Origin of the sequence: Paucilactobacillus suebicus DSM 5007 = KCTC 3549, from assembly GCF_001434475.1 — a bacterium.
GTDB lineage: Bacteria > Bacillota > Bacilli > Lactobacillales > Lactobacillaceae > Paucilactobacillus > Paucilactobacillus suebicus.
In genome coordinates, this window is the sequence record NZ_AZGF01000037.1 from 1 (window position 1) to 19714 (window position 19714).

A 19714-nucleotide genomic window follows, 5' to 3' on the forward strand; every position below is an offset into this window, starting at 1 on the left:
AAACCACCCGTTTTACGGGTGGTTATGATTATATCTACAATTGGAAAGCGAATATCCTTGAATTTAACGGACGATATAAGTGTCTTACGGATTTTTTTGACAGTATGAAACGTTCAAAATGAGTTAGTTGTGTTCAACTTATAATTATGTAAATCATTAGCAAAATATATGCTATCATAAAGAAACGAAAATTTTCTGACAAATTCATAAATACAGTGAGGACTTAAATGACAAACAACCCATTACAGGCACTTTTAGACGAACAACACATTGTGGTGAGCGACGGTGCCATGGCTACAGAACTTGAAAAACGTGGTGTGCAAATAGACAATGAACTTTGGTCAGCAACGGCACTGCTTAAAGATCCAGGTGCAGTGCAGGCAGTCCACGAAAGTTATTTTTTTGCTGGCGCATCAATTGCAACAACTAATACTTATCAAGCCAATTTACCGGTCTTTGCTGACTTTGGTATCAATCATGATGATGGTGTGGCATTGATTGAACAAGCTGTTATTTTGGCACAACACGCAGTAGCAGGGGATGATTCTAAGCTGATTGCTGGCAGTGTCGGACCTTATGGAGCTTATCTGGCAGACGGCAGTGAATATACTGGCGATTACTCGTTATCAAAGCAAGAATATCAAGACTTTCACCGACCGCGAATGCAAGCTCTGTATGATGCAGGAGTTGATTTCTTTGCTTTTGAAACAATGCCTAATTTTGAGGAAACCAAGGCGCTGGTTGAGTTATTAACGAATGAATTTCCAACCATGACTGCTTGGCTATCATTCAGTATCGGCGATCGCACCGATAAATTATGTGATGGAACTGAATTAACAAAAGCAACTGAGTATTTTAATGACAATGACAACGTGATTGCGGTGGGTGTAAACTGTACCAATCTGACTAACATTACCGCTGCAATCAATCGAATTGATGACGTCACTGATAAAGCGATTGTTGTTTATCCCAATAATGGTGATATATATGATTCAGATACCAAAACTTGGAGAACAGGGATTGATGCACCCACTTTTACAGATTTAGTACCTGAATGGATTAATGCTGGTGCTCAAATTATCGGGGGATGCTGTCGCACAACACCAGATGATATTGCGGAAATTCAGCGTAGCGTTAATGAATTCTTGAATTAAAAAAATGCTTCATCCATTTTTGAGGATGAAGCATTTTTGTTGTTAATTAGTAACTAATCGATTAGCAATTTGTTTATAAACAAGACCGACTACTAGCAGACTGACCAGTCTGTCCGCATAGTCTGTTATCATTTGGACAATGAATACGGCAACGGGTTTACTCAATCCTGTACCAAGTAAGACCTGGACTATCATGCTTGATCCAGACGAGGTGATGCCACCAAAACAGATTACTGTGATAATTGTCGAAACGATTGTCCCTGGAAATCCAATAATGAAAGCAGTCCACCAGATGTGACGAATTTTACCAGGATTAAGGCGCTGGAAGACAATACCCGCAACCAGCCCAATAATTAATTGAACTGGCATGAAAAAGAGCGAATATAGATCACTTGTCGCACCGACAATGATCCCTGTCAGTGCACCAACGGTCATGGCCGGAATTGGACCGAAACAAGCGGCAGTCAACAGGGTACCAATTGAATCAAGGTAGATCGGTAGTTTAAGCATCAAGGCAATGTTACTGCCCACAATGTTGAGGGCAATACAAAGGGCCATGAATGCTAATAAACGAATGTGTGAACGTTTCATTATTCGGCACCTCCTAACAGTTGGTTAAGCGTGGCCGAAAGTTGTGGTTCACTTGCGTTGGCGACACGTGTTAAAAACAGGTGCCAAAATTTGTTAGTATCAACATTCGTTAGAATTTTACTATTAGGTTGGTGATGCCAGAAATCATGATCGTCAACAATTGACTGACCACGGCTAACTCCCTGATTAGCAATAGTTGTGTAACTATTAAACCCAGTTAAAATACTGGGATCGATCAGATAGGCGACAGCCAATGGATCATTAATTACGCAACCGATAATTTTTTCGTACTCCCAGTGAAAATCGAAGTAGAATTTAGTGATTTTTTCCATCAACCAGCCAACCTTTGGATCGGTTCGCTGAATGTAGCTCAGCATACTAGGCGTGAACACAATCTTGCGAGTTACGTCTAACCCTACCATTTCAATGGTTTGTGGCATACTGTTGAAAACAATTCGTGCAGCATCTGGGTCACACCAGAAATTATATTCAGCAACGGGGGAACAATTTCCATGGCTTTTATAGTTGCCACCCATTAATACGAATCGATTTTGGGACTGGAAAACTGGTAGTGCAGTTTGCAACACTTTAGCAATATTGGTAAGTGGCCCGAGTGCCAACACGCGTGTAGCAGGTTTAACTGTGAGCGTGTTAATAATAAAGTCCACAGCATCCTCATGAGGCTTAACAGCGGTGATATTAGGCAATTGACTATTACCAAGCCCATCGTCACCGTGAGTATCTTGAGCGCTGATGTAGTCCACCTTTAGTGGCTGAGATTCACCGATATATACGGGAATATCCAGTCGACCAGCAAATTGTAAAATTTTTAGTGCGTTGTTAGCGCCCAGGCGTGCCGGTACGTTACCACTAATGGTGGTGATCCCGATAACGTTTAGCTCGGGTGAGTTTAACGCGAGTAGTAGTGCAAGACTGTCATCGATGCCGGGATCGCAGTCGATAATTACGTCAATAGGTGCATTCATTTCTCTTACCTCCAAAGTAGAAGTTCTTGGTTTTTTATAACTGGGAAGTTTACGAACCAGTCCGGGAGAGTTTCCCGATTTCAATCAATGCAAGTATTAGTATACATAAGTTCGGGGAAAAAAACAGCGCTCTTCTGATGAAGAGCACCGTTTCAATATTTTAATTAGAATAAACCTTCAATTTTGCCATCATCATCAATATGCATATTCACAGCAGCCGGAACCTTTGGTAGCCCTGGCATGGTCAAAATGTTGCCAGTGAGGGCGACAATGAAGCCGGCACCGATCTTAGGCACTAATTCACGGACATCAATGTCAAAGTCAGTTGGTGCACCAAGTAATTTTGGATCATCAGATAATGAATACTGAGTCTTAGCGATACAGATTGGCAGGTTGCCCCAGCCAAGATCAGTGAACTGCTTAGCTTGACGCGCAGCTTTTTTACTCAAAATTGCTTTACGACCACCGTACACGTTAGTGACAACGGCGTTTAATTTGTCTTCAATTGAATCTTTATTATCGTACAGTTTGTTAAATGTAGTATCAGTATCCGCAGCTTTAATGACTTCCTCAGCTAACGCAACGGTACCTTCGCCACCCTTAGCCCAACTGTCAGTGATGACTGCAGTAGTGTCATCAGCTTCAACTGCTTTTTTGATCAGATCAAGTTCAGCTTGGGTATCACTGACAAAATGGTTGATTGCGACAACAACGGGTAAACCATAACGTTTGATGTTAGCGATGTGACGAAGCAGGTTCGGCATTCCAGTCTTTAAAGCATCTAGATTTTCCTCTTGGAGGGCGTCTTTAGCTTGACCACCGTTATACTTGAGTGCCCGTACTGTGGCGACGATGACAACCGCATTAGGCGTTTTACCTAATTGAGGTGCTTTGATATCTAAAAACTTTTCAGCACCGAGGTCAGAACCAAAACCAGATTCGGTGACGGTGTAATCAGCTAGATTTAAGCCAGTCATGGTTGCGGCAACACTGTTACAGCCATGAGCGATGTTAGCGAACGGTCCACCGTGGATAATGGCAGGAGTGTGGGCTAGTGTTTGAGCTAAGTTTGGCTTGATTGCGTCCTTCAAAAGAATTGTTATGGCATCTTCAAAGCCCAATTGACCAACCGTAATTGGTTCACGCTTGCTACTATAACCGACAACAATTCGACTGATTCGAGTTTTTAAATCAGCGATGCTAGTGGCTAAACAAAGAATGGCCATTAGCTCAGAAGCAGCGGTGATATCAAAGCCTGTTTCACGTGGAACACCTTGTGAAATACCACCGAGACCGGTAATTGTGTTACGCAAAGCTCGGTCGTTAATATCTAACACGCGCTTCCAAATGATTCGCTTTGGATCTAGATCTAATTCATTATCGCGTTGAATGTAATTATCAATCAACGCCGCTAACGTATTATTGGCACTGGTGAGGGCACTCATGTCACCGGTGAAGTGTAAGTTAATGTCTTCCATTGGCATAACTTGGCTGTAGCCACCACCGGTAGCGCCACCTTTCATCCCCATCACTGGTCCCATTGATGGTTCCCGAATCGCAATGATCGTCTTCTTATCTAATGAAGAAAGGGCATCGCCGAGGCCAACAAGAACGGTTGATTTTCCTTCGCCGGCAGGTGTGGGGTTAATTGAAGTTACTAAAATTAATTTATGGTTGGGATCAGGAGTGCCATGTTCGAATTTGGTACTGATCTTGGCCTTGTACTTGCCGTATGGTTCAATATCATCTTCGCCTAAACCGATTTGAGCAGCAATATCTTTGATTGGTTTCATAGTAGCTTGTTGAGCAATTTCTAGATCTGTCATGTAGTTAATTACGCTCCTTTTTTCGTTAATCAGAAATGTCAGCAACACTGCCGACTGATTTGGTAAAACGTTTCCTAATAAAGAATGACACAGTTAGGGCTAAGATTTCAAGAGTTCCGAACACAATTAAGGTTGAATTATAGCTGTGAGATATTTCGTGTGAGAACGACAATAGTAGTGGGCCGACCAGACCGGCGATGCCCCAGGCAGTTAGAACGTATCCGTGAATGGCACCCAGATCTTTTGTTCCAAAAATATCGCTAAGATAGGCGGGGATGACTGAGAAACCGGCGCCATAACCCGAAATAATAATGCATAACGCGATCGTAAATAAATATGATGAATGTAATGACATTAAAGTGAATAAGAGAATTGCTTCGAACCCAAACACGATCGTGAAGGTGTTTGGTCTGCCAATGTAATCGGAAATTGAAGCCCAGGCCAGTCGGCCAAGACCGTTGAAAACACCAACGATACCAACCATTAAAGCTGCCTTAGCAACCGACATATTGGTGAAGTGTTGTGCCATCGGTGAGGCGGCAGATACTAACCCGATACCACACGAAATGTTGATGAATAACATCAGCCATAATAGTTTAAATTCACGTGTTCTGACGGCTTGATTAGCAGTTAATTGTTGACCATTCATGAGACTGACACCGGTGATTTGGGTTTCACTCTGCTCATCAATGATTTCGCCCGGTTTAGGTGGTCGAATGAACTGAGCTGCACTAATCATGACGATGAAGTAGATAGCACCAAGAATGTAGAAAGTGGCTTCCACGCCCACTTTAACGATCAGAGATTGTGCGATTGGCCCAGTAATCATTGAAGCAAAGCCGAAGCCCATGATGGCACAACCAGTTGCCATACCACGATGCTTTGGAAACCATTTGATGATGGTTGAAACCGGAGTGACGTAGCCAGAGCCAAGTCCGATGCCACCGATCACACCGTAAGCGATGTACAGCATCCACAAGTGATCAGAATGAATTGCGAGGCCAGTCAACACTGTCCCGGCACCGTAGCAAAAGCTAGAAATTGTTCCAGTCAAGCGGGGACCGAACTTTTCAACTAGTCTTCCCATGAATGCAGCGGACATCCCTAAAAAGAAGATGGCGATACTAAAAGCAAAAGTGATCGATGCTTCTGACCAACTGGTTTGTGTAGCAATGGCTTGAGTGTAAACGCTCCATGCATAAACTGACCCAAGCATTAAATGAAAGACAACACCTGAAGTGGCAACAATATAACGATTGATTCTCAACGAAAGCTCCTCCTTCTCTCTAAGAAACACGAACGAAAATGATGGATAAATCGAAAATGTGTGCAAAAACAGTATATAATACGAACGTATAAAGATCAACCGTCAATTTATATCCGTAAAATACGAACTATTTATAATGAAATGGATAAGTGCATTCGGATTGCACAGTTATTTTAAATAGATCATAATAAGCTTGAGAAAAAAGGGGGATTACCATGACTGAATTTGATGACATTTTTAACGCCATTAAGGCGGATTCTCAGAATGCTGATTTCACAAGCCAGGGAATTGAACCACTCTATTATGCAGGTAAGGATGCAAGAATCAATATTATTGGTCAAGCACCTGGTAAACGCGCCCAGGATACTAAAATATTCTGGAATGATCCCAGTGGTGTTAGATTAAGAGACTGGCTGGGAGTTTCGGATGATACGTTTTACAATTCTGGTAAGATTGCCATTATTCCCATGGATTTTTACTATCCTGGGAAGGGTAAGAGTGGCGATTTACCCCCGCGAAAAGGCTTTGCGGATAAGTGGCATCAGCCGTTACTTGATTTAATGCCTAATATTCAGCTGACTCTTCTAATAGGTAATTACGCCCAAAAATATTATTTACATTTGAAATCGAAAGATACGCTTACTCAAACGGTGAAAGATTATCAACAATTTCTACCGGAGTTCATGCCACTAGTTCATCCATCACCGCGTAACTACGCATGGTTAAGTAACCATCCGTGGTTTGAAGATGACGTGTTGCCAGATTTAAAGCAGCGGGTCAGTGATATTTTAGCGGACTAAAGGCTGTGGAGGATGGGATGAAATCCTGCTATTGATGGATGAGCATTACAAAAAATGCTAATTTAATTCTCTAGTTTAGCTAGTCTAAACGTGCAATAAATGGCTGCTTCCGGCCACATAAGCCCGTAAAAACCAAAATCCAAAATTCGGGATTTTAGTTTTTGCGGGCTTATGTTCTGGAAGCAAAGCGCCATTTTTTGCACTCTCCTTTTTAATATTTCTGATAAGTATATGAATATTACGTGACTTTCTTGTAGTTTTCGATAAGATAGGATGAGTAATTAATATTAGCATTAGGTACGTCAACTCATTGACACTAGTAGGTCGATCATGTAGGCTATGCAAGTATTTGACGTGATTAAAAAATTAAGGAGATTAGGTATGGCATTTCTCTCATTAAAAGATATTCACAAATCGTATTTCCTCGGTAAAGAGGAATTCCCAGTATTAATGGGAATCGATTTAGATTTTGAACTAGGCGAATTTGTCTCAATTCTTGGGGAATCCGGTGGTGGCAAGTCCACTTTGATGAACATCATCGGTGGGTTGGATCGTAATTTCGAAGGTACCGTGACGATTAACGGCCAACAGTTGGATCACAAAAAAGAAAAGCAATTAGACGAATATCGTCGTGGCACAATTGGCTATATTTACCAATCATATAACCTGATTTCACATTTAACAGTGCTCGATAACGTTCTAGTAGCACTTGATATGACCACTTTGAACCGTAGTCAACGAATCAAGCGCGCCACAGAATTACTTAATAAGGTTGGCTTAAGTGATCAAATTAAAAAGCATCCGAACCAGTTGTCTGGTGGACAAAAGCAACGGGTGGCGATTGCCAGAGCCTTGGCTGCAGACCCACAAGTGATCATCGCTGACGAACCAACCGGGGCATTGGATTCTACCAACACTAAAGAGGTGCTGGACCTATTAGATGAAATCGCTAAGGAAGGTAAGCTCGTGATTGCCGTTACCCACTCACAAGAAGTGGCTAACTACGGGACGCGAATCGTGCACCTTGCCGATGGTAAAATTGATGGTAATGAACGTATCAAGGAAGCCTACAGTACAGATGTTGAGTCTGATGACATTCCAGCTCGTCCATTAGCTGCCTCTGCATCATACCGAACGGCCTTCAAACATTTGTCTTACAACTTCTGGCGCAACTCATTGATCATTCTAGGAACGGCGATCGGACTATTCTCAGTCATGTTGTTCTTGGGGCTTGGCAATGGTATTAAAGGTTATATTAATCAACAGGTTAATGATCTGGCTAACCCTGATTATGTAACCGTCATGAAGAATACTAGCAAGGATAATAAGAAGAGCGCTAGTGAACGAATGAGTGCCACGGAACAGGCGATGGCGACAAACTATAAGTCGACAACGCTGAGTGACAAGTTGCTCAATAAACTGAAGAATACAAAGCACGTCACCAAGGTGCAACCAGGATTCCAGTTAGGTAATGCGAACGTGGTTTCCGGCAAACAAAGTGAATCTGGGGCAACTTACTTAACTTGGACAGGTCAAAACAGTTCTAAATCGATTAAGGCTGGTAATAAGCCTGGTAGTGGTGAAATTTTAGTTGATAAGAAATTTGCTGAATCGATTGATAGCAAGAACTGGAAGGGTGCCATTGGCGATAAGGTTACTGTGACATTCACCGCGATGAGTAATGACAATCAACCAGTTAAGGTTACGAAAGAACTGAAGATTTCAGGCATCACTGCTGCATCACAACAGGGTGGTTCAAGTATTTACTCGAACTACAGTACGATGAAGACTATGCTGGGGGATGCCGGTGCTAATAACGTGCCAACCATGGCATCAGTTAAGATCAATAGCACCAAGAAGGTTAAGTCGGTTAATGACGCCATCAACAAGATGAAGACCAATGGTGTGCACGACTTTGCAAGTATCTCTGTCGGTAGCATTTTGGACACCGTCAACACGATTACTGATCTAGCAACGAATGTCTTAGCTGCGATTGCGGCAATTTCACTGGTTGTTTCAGCATTGATGATCATTGTGTCAATGTACATGTCAGTTTCGGAAAGAACCAAAGAAATTGGTATTTTACGAGCATTGGGTGAATCAAGAAAGGACATCCGTCGATTGTTTACGTCCGAATCACTATTTATCGGATTACTAGCAGCAGTGCTGGGAACGGTAATGGCGTACGTAATCGGATTTGGGTTGAATGAGGTACTGTACAAGATAGCGAAGTACAACCTAATTCAAATTCAGCTAAGCAATGTAATCTTCGCATTCATAGTGGCAATCATCATCTCATTCTTAGCGGCATTAATGCCAGCAAGAAGGGCATCGAGGTTGAACCCAATTGATGCGTTGGCTGCGGACTAAAATAGAGAACGGAGCAAGCCGTTTAGCTCTTGAGCATTAACTGAATAAGGACCGTAATTCCCGTATTTTGGGGATTGCGGTCCTTATTTGGTTAAGCGGAGAGAGCTGGCTTGCGGAGTTCATTTCAAAACCAGAGAACGGAACAGACCGCATAGCTTTTGAGCATTAACAGAACAACGGCCGTAATCCCCTGAACTTGGGGATTGCGGCCGTTGTTTGGTTAAGCGCAGAAAGCTGGTCTGTGGAGTTCATTTCAGCTAAATCGCCAGAACCAAAAACCAAACAAGTAACCAACAACGCCGGAACCAGTCTTTCAAAAAATAATATAAACCCTAAACCCGTGCCACAACTCTCAATCGCCGATAATCAGCTTCCCAATGATCTTCACGCCAAAGTTGATCTTGCAACTTGACGGTCATGTTTTTCAAAACAGTGGCCTGTTGCTGTTCATTCAACCGGGCAAGATCTGCTTGAAAGAACTGCTTTATCCAGTTAGCCAATCCATCAATGCCGTCATGTAAGACAGTCGGCCGATCGTAGTCGGTAATATCGAGCACCTGAAAACCATGCTCAATCAACAGTTGTTTGTACGAAGTGGTTTCTGGAAAGAAAAACGGATTTTGATAGTTGATCCCTAGGTACTCAAGCTCCTGACCGAATGCATTGCAGATAGCCGCGACATTATTGTGACCACCAAATTCACAGATTAAGTATCCACCTGGATTAAGTAAATTATGTATTTGATCTAATAACCGATCTTGATCGTTAATCCAGTGAAAGACTGCATTTGAAAACACGACATCATATGTAGCGGAAGACGTTGCAGTGAGAATATCCTGATGCTGAAATTTTGTGTTTGGATATAATCTTTTTGCTTCATCGACCATGATGGCAGACTGATCTATTCCTAAAACATCAAAGCCTTTTTGTCGGATTTGGTCGGTTAAATCACCAGTGCCACAACCAACATCTAGAACCGTATGAGCAGTTTGAGGTAATAACGTTAATAAACCTTCACCGTACTTAAATACAAAATCGTGTTGCTTCTCGTAACGCTGTGCATTCCATTTCATATTATCACCACCAATTATGTAATACCGCTCATTGTACGCTTAAATGAGTTATCAAAAAAGCACCGTCAATCAATGAGATTAACAGTGCCATAATATTTTTACTTTGAAATAAAAAAATCAACATGATGTTTCAAACTAGGGAAGACATGCTTATCGGCCCATTTCATCATTGCCCCTTGGCACGTCAATGCGAGGATTGTTCCGTAACCGACGGCCTCAATTCTGCCAGTCGCAATCACTGAAACAATCGTTACCAAGACTGGTGGAATGTAGCTGGTCCATTGTCCCAAAATAGCCGACCCGTGTAAAAACTTGAAACGTAAAATGTAAGATAGATCATCGTTAGGATGTAAAAGTAAGTTACAACGTTGGTAAGTTGATACAGCCGCCGCAATCATCATAATTCCGATTGTATCGAGAATGACTAGCCAAAACTGGTTTAATCCAGGCACTCCAAGCCAGTCCCAAAATACAACAATAAACTGAACTAGGTAGCTAAATGGAATGATGAATAGTAGGTTTGAAAAGAATCGTCTGCGGTCAAAGTGACCGATAAATAGTTGGTTGGCCAATGTCACGGCAATCCCGTAAACGAACAAGGTATTACCAAGTGGCACGTGGATCCAATCGGCTAAGTTAACGGTAGAAGCTGTCCATACGGCACTTCCTAAATTAGCGGAAATGGTCAATGCGTTGCCGGCTGAGTTCATTAGGATTGATACAACCAGAAAGAATACTCGTTGCTTGAAATCCTTCATTTTAGTCACAATCCTAACGCTCCTTTGTTATCTGATATATTACTTTTATAATATCACGCCTGCATTTAAAATTCAGAACAATTGTGTAATTATGCAACTTTATTTGAGTTTACTGAAGAAACCGCGCCGGTGTTTTTCAAACGTAAAGCCTTCACCAAGCGTTTCCTGCGTTTCACTAATGGTAATAAATGCTTTAGGATCAATATTTTTCACTAGCTCTCGTACTTGGTTAACCTCAGATGGATCAACAACTGTGTAGACCACATGTTGTTGCTTTTGAGTATAACCACCATCAGCATGAAATAATGAAGTGCCACGATCCAGTTGAAGTTGAATTGCTGTTGAAATTTCACTAGCGTGCTCTGAAAAAATGAAAAATGCCCGTGCACTGTATGATCCCTGTTGGGTGAAACTAATCATTTGTGCGAATACGAATGAAGCGATCATGGTATACATCATGTGAACGATATCAATGTACACGAGTGATGCAATTAGAACGGTCGCATCCAGTGCGAAGAAAGTTCGACCCATGGGAATGCTGACTCGTTCTTCTAGAACACGGGCGATGATGTCACTACCGCCAGTTGTGCCACCAAATCTCATGATTAATCCGAGCCCGAGGCCTCCTAAGATACCTGCTAGTAAAGCTGAAATTAATAAGTCGTGGTGCAACGCTAACGCCATTGGAATTTTTTGCCAGACCCATAGCCAAAACGAAAGGCTGACAGTACCAAATAGGGTGTAAATTAACGCTCTGCGTCCCAACATGCGGAAGCCGAACAGCAGGAGGGGAATATTTAAGAAAATAGTACTGTACGCTGGATTAATGCCAAACAACGCACGCAAAATCAGTGTGACTCCGGTCACGCCACCTTCAGCTAACGAGTTCGGAATATTGACATTGACCAGTGCCCACGCATAAAGAGCTGCGCCGATAATAAACATTAGAAAATCCATCGGTCTAATGCGTTGCATGTTAGTTGTTGCTTTCATCATGAATCCCCCCAGTCACTGCCATTATATCAAAGCCACCGAATAATAAGTATTGGAGTCTGTAATATGTTTTACATATGTTTGTAATGGCATAAACTTCGTTTGGGTCGTATACTTAAATAAATTATACGTACAATAAGTTAATCTATATAACAAACTAACTAAGGGGGGATCGTGGTGGGACAACGATACGGAATCTACTACAATGATCATGCAGGTCAGGGACAAGCAAACTGCAACGTGCATCAAGTGGAACGGCAATTGCGCGAACACGGAATGGCAACGGAGTTAATGACGGCAACATCAACGGACGCAGCAGTTGAACTGGTGTCATCAAAACTGTCCGGCCTCGATGGACTCGTGGTTGTTGGTGGCGATGGCACTTTGAATGTTGCAGTGACCGCAATGCTTCACCGTAAATTAACTGTGCCACTTGGATTAGTACCATGCGGTCGGGTAAATAACTTTGCACGACAGTGGGGGATCCCAACTGATTTAGATCAGGCCATGGAAGTAATCTTTCAAAATAACCTGCAACGAATTGGGATTGGCAACTGTAATGGTAATCGCGCGATTGTTAGTTATATGGGCTTTGGCAATTTAAGTGATCTAGCTAATGACATGCGGCAGCGTCAATCGAAGAGCTTGACTAACAGGATGGCGTATTTCATGTCAGCACTGCGACGAACCGGCCATCATCAGTCGTACGAAATCACCTATCAATTGGACGAACGGCCAACCGAAACTCACAAAACGTGGGTGGCGTTGTTGACAACTAATCCACCAGCTAAGCGTCAGTACCTCAGCGTGCAACCACTACGATTCAGTCTTAGTGTGTTAAACGACATTCACCGACGGCAGGTAATTCCCTACGTTTACTTTGCCTGGAGTGGCAAGATGCACCATTCGGACGCCGTCACATATATGACACCAAAAACATTGAAGATCCAGAATGTTGACGGTAAACAGGTACGTACCAGAATTGATGGGGATGTTGGACCGAAGCTGCCAATTGAAGTTAGTTATTGTCCTAGAGTGTTGCCGATATTTTTAACAGCAGAGTGAATCAAAAGACGTTTTGAACCGTCTCAAATAAGTAAGAAGGACGCGTATTACCCGAACTTGGTAATGCGTGTCCTTCTTACTTATTTGATGTGGTTCAGTCTTTTGATACACGTTTCAAAAAAAGAAAATATTATTTAAATGGATCATTATTTGTAATAATGACTGTATCTAAAAGTGATGATGATATCAATGCGTTCAATTGGTAGAGAGAAAATAATGTATAATATAACTATTAAAATGATATAGAAAGAATGTGACCAGCTTGGATCTGAAATCTCCTGTAATTAAAGAGGTTAAATACAATGAATATGCCTTTCGTGAACTTGAACGTCAAGTTAAAGGTGACGAAAAGGCTCGTGAATTGTTACTAGAATATCCAACTGATTACATTATTTATTCTAGCGATAAAGATAAAGATGGTAATTACGATGTTTATGTAGGTGAGACTAATGATATCGGTCGCAGAACAATGCAACATTTGAATGATGATTCCAAAGAACGTGACGATTGGGAATATTTGTCCAAACAATCTGATGCCAGCATGTTTGTCATTGGGCATGAACATTTTAATAAGTCACTTACTTTAGATATTGAAAACCGGATGATGCTTTATCTAACAAGTGTGGATCATGTTAAAAAGCTGAACAATAGGCGGTTTAATAATCAAAATAAATACTACACTAGTGAGGAAATGGCAGACTTATTTTCCAAAATATGGCGCAGTTTACGCAAACGTAAAAAAGATTTATTTCCGATTGAACAAGTAATTAAAGATTCCGCTATTTTTAAGGCTTCACCATTTCATTCCTTAACAAACGAACAGCATAAAGCACGCGAACTGATTCTTGATAAAGTAAAAAACTCAATAAGGTCTAACCAAACTGGGCAACTAATTTTTGTTGAGGGCGATGCTGGATCTGGTAAAACTGTACTTTTGAGTAGCTTGTTTTATACCATCAACACTGAATTAGTTGATGGGTTGGGACATCGGCCACGAAATTACTTGCTAGTTAATCATGATCAACAGCTTACTGTATATCAGCAAATTGCGAAAAAACTAGATTTAGATCAATATGACAGAGATGTTGTCAGCAAACCGACACATTTCATTAATACACATGATGAAGATGATCCTGTTGATGTGGTACTAATTGATGAGGCACATCTGTTATGGACACAAGGAAAACAGTCTTATCAAGGTAAAAATCAGCTTTCTGATATTTTGGCCCGTGCAAAAGTAACAATCGTGATTTTTGACAAGCATCAATCGTTAACAACGGAAGAATATTGGAAAGATGATGTGATAGATAAAATTAGAAAAGATGCTGACAACAAACATAATTTGATTAAGCTTAATAATCAAATGAGAATGGATGCAAGTCCAAGAACCATCAGTTGGATCAGGTCTTTAGTCTATGATAAAAATGTGAAGCCAATTCCTATTGACGATCGCAACTATGACTTAAAAATATTTGATAGCCCTATTGAATTGGAAAAGGCAATTAGAAAACATGATTCTGATAAAGAAAATCAGAAAGACGGTCTGTCGCGATTGTTAGCAACTTTTGATTGGGAATATAAGAATAATAAAAATCCAGATGATGGAGAATACTGGGAAGTTAAAGTTGATAACTGGGAAAGACCATGGAATTTGCAAATAAAGGGAGATCGAAATCAAAGAAGAAAAAACAAGGGACTTTCATGGGCAGAACAAACGCAAACAATCAATGAAATTGGATCAACCTATACAATTCAAGGCTTTGATCTAAATTATAGTGGTGTCATCATTGGACCTTCCGTTAAATATCGAAAAGGTAAAATTATTTTTGACCCACACGAGAGTCATAATCATAAAGCAATTCAAAATAGAACTGTTGACGGTAAAACTAAAGTTAATAATGCTGATCGTTTCTTGCAAAATGAATTAAATGTGTTGTTAACTCGTGGAGTACATGGATTATATATCTACGCGGTGGACGATGAATTACGACAAGCTTTATTGGATGCACAAAAAAATTATTAATTGTTCCAAACTAATTTGACCCAGAATTAGCGCCATTGAAAATAAAAATGAAAACGATAATACTCTTATACGTAAATATATGTTAAGATTACTCCGAAGACATTGTTAACGATAACACTGTACGTGTGCTATTCGTTGTCGACCGAGGGGAGGTCGTTAAGTAGTATGAATTTTGGCACAATTGCACTTTCTTACATTTCATCACTGATTGCTAACGCTGTCGTGTTATTGGGTGGTGTGTCACTGTATATGTGGGTTGAAAAAGAAGCTGAAAATCAGTTTGTGGTTAAGCATCGAAATTTGATTTTATGCAGCTTAGGAATTGCACTCCTACTACTGGCCTACATGGAGGCTCAGTCTAACAACCTAATGTCCTCACATTTGACTGGATTTCACTGGACCTACCTCAACTTGGTTATTGTCGCATTGTACAATCTGATCTTGAGATTGCATATCAAAACTCAACTAGCGATCACTCTTATTTTTACTGTTCTCTGGGGGCTAAGTAGTATATTGGGACATCAAATTTCCAGTATTACAGTTGAACAGACGGTCAGGTTAATGATAGTTGAAGTAATCGTTTATATTTTTGCTGAGCGAATTCAGTCAAATAAATGGTTATATCTGGGTGCATTTTTGATCTTCTCTGCCGTGGCATTGTCGATGGGATCCATGTTATACAGTGGTCAGACGTCGATGGCCTGGGTACGTCAGTTAGTTGCGTTGGCTGTTCTTGAGTTAGTTGTCTATTTGTACACAAGGGCGTTACGACTTCAAAACGAAAAAATGGCTCGATTTAAGCACCAAGCTGAGTATGATGGATTGACCGGAGTAGCAACTTTTACCGTCTTTAACCATGATTTGCAACAACTCTATAATCAGTTCAAGGGTGACGGTAAGGCTTACGCAATGTATGCGATGGATGTTGACCACTTTAAGCGAATCAATGATACATATGGTCACGTGGCTGGTAATGAAGTATTAAAGTCAATTGCTCACCAAATCAGTGAAATAGTAGAAAATTCCGAGTTCCCAGGACGATTATATCGGACGGGTGGCGAGGAATTTACGGTGATTGTGTCAGATATTCAACCTGATTTAACGCGTGCTGAAAAAATTTCCCGACAAATTCAAAATGAAGTAAGAAAATTAAAGTTCGATTTTAAAGGTCAAGCAATTGGTGTCACCATTTCAATTGGTGAAGACATTGCGGTTGAGTCTGATGCTAATTATCTGGATTTATATAAGAGAGCAGACCAGTTTCTGTACACATCGAAACATAACGGGCGCAACGCTATCACCTTGCGAGGTGAAACATTGTCTCGTGAAGTTGGCTTAGAATAAAAAAATGTCAAATTAAAACGAGTTCAAAGTGCGGATACTCAGGCGGTTTCCGGTTATTTTGAACTCGTTTTTTTTGTGAGTTTCTTCTATTAATATGTATTATTGAACAAAATCCCTGGAATAATTAAAATTGGGCGTGCACAGCAACAATATATACAATATACTGTTAATAGTAGTTTCTAAGTGGGGGTAATATACAGATGAAGATTATATTAGTGGGCGCTGGGCCAAGGGGACTGGTTGCTGCCGAGAGAATCATTGAGCAGCAAAGAGTGACCAAGCGCTTTGATCATCTAAAAATCGTGATGATCGATCCATACGGAGTTGGGGGACGAGTATGGCCAGTTGATCAGCCGCATGAGTTGATCATGAACACAACACCAGACTATATCACGCTGTTTACTGCGGCACCCAATAAGGTCCATGGACCATTGGTAAGTGGCGCCAATTTGTACGAATGGGCAAAGTCGGGGGCCTATGATTTTATTCGTGAACACGATTATCAAAATCAAGATAAATTACTGACGGAAGTTGAGATGCTACAGTATAACGGCTACGCATCTCGAAGCCTGTATGGTGCCTACCAGCAGTGGTTCTATGAATACCTACAAACGCGACTTGATCAAACGATGGAACTGCGAGTTCTAAAAGAGACCGTCAAAATGGTAATTCCGCAAAATAATGGCTATGTTGTCAAAACAGGTAGTTTGTTATTACCAGCTAATGCGGTGATTATGGCATTGGGCCACAATGAAAATGAATTAACGGACGAACAACAAAGGTTGAATGACTTTGCTGAGAAGCAGCGGCTGCACTACGTTACGCCGACACAACCGCAAGAGTACGACTTTAGTAACCTCCAACCTAAGCAATCTGTTATCCTGCGAGGATTGGGACTGAGTTTCTTTGACGCGGTCACAATGTTGACGAGAGGACGAGGCGGTAATTATCATCGTGATAGTGCTGATAACTTGGTTTACGAGGCTTCGGGAAGAGAACCACTAATTATTGCCGGCTCGCGGCGAGGCTATCCACTGCACGGCAAAGGTTTAAGCGATCGACCAAGTAGTACACATGCCGTTCCTCATTTCTTAACGACAGATTGGATCAAATCACACCTAGATCAAGATATGAGCGGCCAAGAATTTATTGATCGGGTGCACTATGAAGTGGAGTATGCGTACTATGAACGGCTTATCAAGAAAAACTATCCTCAAATCAATGCCTCGAAACTGCTTAACGAGTTTATCAAAAGTAATAATCCTGATGAAGTGATTCAGCAGTCAGAGATTGATGTAAAGGACTACTTTAACTGGCAGGAATTGGTAGATCCTCAATCAAAACCACAGTTTGATTCAGTTGAGGAATATCTTGAACACGACATAGACACTGCGAAACAAGGTTTAACAAACGGACCATACGCTGGAGCAATGGCCATGTATCATGATTTGTATGATCAAATTAGATTAGTGGTTGATGGACAAAAACTGACGGATGATGATTACTTAAAGTTCTTACTAGGTCAGTTGAATCATGAACATTCATTTCTTTCAGTTGGGCCACCAATGATAAGAATTGAAGAATTGCGTGCGTTGTTAGATGCTGGCATTGTGAAATTACTGGGGTCGGGGATGAAAGTGGATACTAATGAAGAAACAGGTAAGTTTCAGACTTGGTCACAGCAAAATCCCGGACAAAAGTATGAATCTTCATATCTAGTAGAAGCAAGGCTTCCCCAGGTAAACGCACAAACAACGAAGAATCCACTGATCAAGCAATTACTCAGTAACAGAATTGCGTATCAGCACCAATTGCAACTTAGTGGTGATAGGAGACAAAAAACGGGCGCGGTGTACGTTGACGTGCAAACTGAAAGAATCTCGCAAGAACATATTAATCGGCATCTCTACTTCTGGGGAGTACCAACGGAAGGCCGTCACTGGCTAATGACGGCAAGCCCACATCCTGGTATTAATGATGTGGTGTTAAGAACTGCGGATTTGATTGTTACAGAAATTTTTAGAGACAACGGAACAAGCACGGGTTGAGACCGGTGTATAAGAGACTCCACAGATTAATTGCGCACTATGCAGTTAGTCTGTGGAGTCTCTTATACGTTAGGTCTCAGTGCTTGTGGAGTTGCTTTCGACAATAAAAATAGAAACTAACCAAGCTAAAGCGCTGTTTGTCACTTGAATTGAGAGTAAACAACCAGAATCCATCATAAACAATAGAAGAAACAATAAAATGCCAAACCACGAATCATGCTAAAACATTTCTCCTATTCAACCATAAAATACAATTAATTTTGCTCGGTCAACACAAAAATTTAGCAAAAATGAGGGTAAAATGTGAAAAAATCAGGAAAAACAAACTAAATTCAAGGCTTTATTTTGAATGATTACTTAATTTTTGTCATAAAAGTATAACTAAAAGAAGTCTTTAAAATTTTCTATGTTCCTATTGCGTTTTGCTTCGATAAACCCTATCATAATAGTAACGAACTGCCCTTATCGTAAAGTCAGTTTGCATCAACGATCGGCTGGTAACGCTTTTAAAAAATGCGTTATTGGCTTTTTTTATTACAAAGAAAACAAAAATCACCCTAAAAGAAAAACTAGCGTTACACGTTTGTAACATTCATCTTGTAGTCTTATATCTCGTTGATGCAACACAAATGATTTTAAACGCAAGTAACTAAACGTTAAACGATAAAGGATGGTTTATTAATTTATGAATTTTAAGAAGAACGCAGTTAAGCTTATTGCCGCTACATTAGGTGCCGCAACTTTAGGTTTTGTTGGAGTAAGCGCAACAGCCCACGCCGACGAAATCTACACTGTTAAGGCAGGCGACACACTTTCAGCAATTTCTTACCAATACACAAACAGTATTAACAACGTTAACACGTTGGCACAAAAGAACAACATTTCAAATGCTAACTTAATCTACGTTGGTCAGAAACTTTACGTTAGTGATAATGGCTCAGTTAAGCCAGCTACTGCAGCAGAAGTTGCTACAACTCCAGCTGCTAGCGAAAGCACAACTACTGCTTCATCAAACACGACCACAACACCAGCTAGCTCAACAGCTTCAACTAAGACGGCTACTAGTGCTTCACAAAGCTCAAACACAACTTCAAGCAACACCAGCTCATCATACACTAGCTCAACTACTGGTTCTGATGCAGCAGCTAAGGCTGCCATTGCTGCCCGTGAATCAGGTGGTTCATACAGTGCACGAAACGGCCAATACATTGGTAAGTACCAATTAAGTTCATCATACTTGAATGGTAACTACTCAGCTGCTAACCAAGAAAAGGTTGCTGACAGCTATGTTTCAAGTCGTTACGGTTCATGGACTGCTGCATTATCACACGAAAATGCATACGGCTGGTACTAAAATAAAATTTAATTAACTAAAGAGTTCACTCTTTAGGTTCTTCGTCAAGAAGTACTGATATA

General features: G+C 40.9%; 15 protein-coding genes and 1 riboswitch. Of the genes, 8 read left to right on the forward strand and 7 right to left on the reverse strand.

What is annotated here, in order from left to right; translation table 11 throughout:
- Positions 1-227 precede the first annotated feature (227 nt).
- Entirely contained in the window at positions 228-1154 is a 927-nt protein-coding gene (gene mmuM, locus FD16_RS10940; protein WP_010621190.1) for a homocysteine S-methyltransferase, read from the forward strand.
- Between the two features lie 42 nt (positions 1155-1196).
- On the opposite strand, the gene FD16_RS10945 is transcribed toward mmuM, so the two are convergent.
- From FD16_RS10945 to FD16_RS10960, 4 genes are all read right to left on the reverse strand, one after another.
- Positions 1197-1745, reverse strand: a complete 549-nt coding sequence (locus tag FD16_RS10945) for an ECF transporter S component (RefSeq protein WP_010621191.1) — start codon at positions 1743-1745, stop codon at positions 1197-1199.
- On the reverse strand, positions 1745-2731 hold the full coding sequence (locus tag FD16_RS10950) for a nucleoside hydrolase (protein ID WP_010621192.1): 987 nt from the start codon (positions 2729-2731) through the stop codon (positions 1745-1747). The genes FD16_RS10945 and FD16_RS10950 overlap by 1 nt, the downstream gene beginning before the upstream one ends.
- Positions 2732-2751: 20 nt before the next feature.
- Positions 2752-2797, reverse strand: a riboswitch (PreQ1 riboswitch).
- A gap of 98 nt (positions 2798-2895) precedes the next feature.
- On the reverse strand, positions 2896-4557 hold the full coding sequence (locus FD16_RS10955; protein WP_010621193.1) for a formate--tetrahydrofolate ligase: 1662 nt from the start codon (positions 4555-4557) through the stop codon (positions 2896-2898).
- A gap of 25 nt (positions 4558-4582) precedes the next feature.
- Positions 4583-5824, reverse strand: a complete 1242-nt coding sequence (locus FD16_RS10960; RefSeq protein ID WP_010621194.1) for an L-lactate MFS transporter — start codon at positions 5822-5824, stop codon at positions 4583-4585.
- Between the two features lie 215 nt (positions 5825-6039).
- Here FD16_RS10960 and FD16_RS10965 point away from each other — a divergent pair, with 215 nt between their 5' ends.
- Positions 6040-6624, forward strand: a complete 585-nt coding sequence (locus FD16_RS10965; RefSeq protein ID WP_010621195.1) for a uracil-DNA glycosylase family protein — start codon at positions 6040-6042, stop codon at positions 6622-6624.
- 381 nt (positions 6625-7005) lie between these two features.
- Positions 7006-8994 (forward strand): ABC transporter ATP-binding protein/permease, encoded by a 1989-nt coding sequence (locus tag FD16_RS10970; RefSeq protein WP_010621196.1) that lies wholly within the window; start codon positions 7006-7008, stop codon positions 8992-8994.
- A gap of 332 nt (positions 8995-9326) precedes the next feature.
- On the opposite strand, the gene FD16_RS10975 is transcribed toward FD16_RS10970, so the two are convergent.
- From FD16_RS10975 to FD16_RS10985, 3 genes are all read right to left on the reverse strand, one after another.
- Positions 9327-10067 carry a methyltransferase domain-containing protein gene (locus tag FD16_RS10975; RefSeq protein ID WP_010621197.1) on the reverse strand — a complete coding sequence of 247 codons (741 nt, stop codon included), beginning with the start codon at positions 10065-10067 and terminating at the stop codon, positions 9327-9329.
- A 98-nt stretch (positions 10068-10165) separates the two neighbouring features.
- Positions 10166-10834, reverse strand: coding sequence for a DUF6198 family protein (locus FD16_RS10980; protein WP_010621198.1), 669 nt, complete (start codon positions 10832-10834; stop codon positions 10166-10168).
- A gap of 90 nt (positions 10835-10924) precedes the next feature.
- Positions 10925-11818 (reverse strand): YitT family protein, encoded by an 894-nt coding sequence (locus tag FD16_RS10985; RefSeq protein WP_010621199.1) that lies wholly within the window; start codon positions 11816-11818, stop codon positions 10925-10927.
- A 177-nt stretch (positions 11819-11995) separates the two neighbouring features.
- Here FD16_RS10985 and FD16_RS10990 point away from each other — a divergent pair, with 177 nt between their 5' ends.
- From FD16_RS10990 to apf, 5 genes are all read left to right on the forward strand, one after another.
- Positions 11996-12883, forward strand: coding sequence for a diacylglycerol/lipid kinase family protein (locus tag FD16_RS10990; protein WP_010621200.1), 888 nt, complete (start codon positions 11996-11998; stop codon positions 12881-12883).
- 262 nt (positions 12884-13145) lie between these two features.
- Positions 13146-14906: a DUF2075 domain-containing protein gene (locus tag FD16_RS10995; protein WP_010621201.1), complete on the forward strand. Its 1761-nt coding sequence runs from the start codon at positions 13146-13148 to the stop codon at positions 14904-14906.
- 165 nt (positions 14907-15071) lie between these two features.
- Positions 15072-16250 carry a GGDEF domain-containing protein gene (locus FD16_RS11000; protein ID WP_010621202.1) on the forward strand — a complete coding sequence of 393 codons (1179 nt, stop codon included), beginning with the start codon at positions 15072-15074 and terminating at the stop codon, positions 16248-16250.
- 200 nt (positions 16251-16450) lie between these two features.
- A complete protein-coding gene (locus FD16_RS11005) occupies positions 16451-18298 on the forward strand; it encodes an FAD/NAD(P)-binding protein (RefSeq protein ID WP_010621203.1) in 1848 nt (615 codons plus the stop codon).
- 685 nt (positions 18299-18983) lie between these two features.
- Positions 18984-19652 carry an aggregation-promoting factor gene (gene apf / locus FD16_RS11010; RefSeq protein ID WP_010621204.1) on the forward strand — a complete coding sequence of 223 codons (669 nt, stop codon included), beginning with the start codon at positions 18984-18986 and terminating at the stop codon, positions 19650-19652.
- Positions 19653-19714: the final 62 nt, after the last annotated feature.